This window comes from Bartonella florencae, assembly GCF_000312525.1.
Taxonomy (GTDB): domain Bacteria; phylum Pseudomonadota; class Alphaproteobacteria; order Rhizobiales; family Rhizobiaceae; genus Bartonella; species Bartonella florencae.
In genome coordinates this window covers 1-1,256 of the sequence record NZ_HE997471.1, presented here as the reverse complement: position 1 = coordinate 1,256, position 1,256 = coordinate 1, and the positions used below count along the sequence as shown (strand labels likewise).

General features: G+C 39.6%; 1 protein-coding gene and 1 pseudogene. Both read left to right on the top strand.

Annotated features, from left to right (window positions below; genetic code table 11):
* A pseudogene (locus tag BN202_RS08815) lies at positions 1–321 on the top strand (hypothetical protein); the annotation flags it as partial.
* A 100-nt stretch (positions 322–421) separates the two neighbouring features.
* Complete coding sequence (locus BN202_RS08810) at positions 422–1,201, top strand: LbetaH domain-containing protein (RefSeq protein ID WP_019220282.1); 780 nt, start codon at positions 422–424, stop codon at positions 1,199–1,201.
* The last annotated feature ends 55 nt before the right edge of the window (positions 1,202–1,256 follow it).

Genomic DNA, 1,256 nt, shown 5'->3' with positions numbered 1-1,256 from the left:
GTAACTGATCATGCTCATATTTCTGATAATGCTGTCATTTGTGATGATGCTCATGTCGGAGGCAATGCAAAAATAAGTGGCTCTGCTTATATTTGTGATGAAGCGCGTGTTTTTGATGATGCCGTTATTTGTGATGCTCTTATCTCTGGCAATTCTTATATTCATAGCAATGCCTCTCTAACTGCTAATGAAGATATCTGTGATGATGCATATCCTGAGTTTGGTAGCGAAGATGATTATTATCGTCATGAATATTATGCTGATTGTGAGGGCTATTATGACGATGATAATGACAGCCAATATGAAAGTGACGCTGCGTAATTGAACGCACGGGCGGTGCGGGGGCGCCTGCTTTTCAACCAAATATTCCCATTCCAAATTTTAGCAAACGTTTATCACATTAGATTGTGAGGGTGTTCTTATGTGCAAAAAATACCAATTAACAAATGAAAGCAAACAAATTAAAGATCGGATGACTAAACAGATTACAAACCTTTATCGCATTAAAGCTCTAAAAGATTTTGATGATGTCAAAGCTGGCGATCTAGGCGGCTTTATTGAAAAGGAAGCCAATCTCTCTCATGAGGGCAATTGCTGGGTTTATGATGATGCATGGGTTTATGGGCATGCCCGTATTTGTGACAATGCAAAAATACGTCATAACTCTCAAATCTGTGGTCATGTCTATGGCAATGCTGAGATTTATGGCAAGGCTTTTATCTCTCAATATGCAAAAATTTATGACAATGCTTGTGTCTATGGCATTGCCCATGTGGCTGGTTATGTTTATGGCAATGCCCATGTGGGAGGGAGCGCCCGTGTTTATACAGAAGCACATATTTATGACAATGCTCACCTTTCTCATAATGCGTGGGTTTATAATTATGCAAGGGTTTATGGGCATGCTCAGGTTTCGGGTTCTGTCTGTGTTTACAGCCATGCTAAGATTTATAATTATGCTGTTGTTAATAGCCGTGCAAAAATTTATGGCAAGGTTTATGGCAATGCTAGCGTGGGGGGCAATGCTGAGGTTTATGGTGCTGTTTATGGCAATGCAAAGATCTCATATTATGCAAAGGTCTGGGGTAAAGCTTATGGCAAGGCAAAATTAAACCGACAAAGTAAGCTAAGGGTGGTACCCAAAAATTGTGAGGTTTATGAAAGCGATAATGTTATCAAGATTGTTGATACAGAAGAGTAAAAAAACAAGCGTGGGGGCGCTTTTCTTATGGCTATAAACGCATCATAAAAGAGAG

Excerpts from the sequence above, each read along its gene's own strand:
- BN202_RS08810 (WP_019220282.1), top strand. The coding sequence starts at position 422 with ATGTGCAAAAAATACCAATTAACAAATGAAAGCAAACAAATTAAAGAT.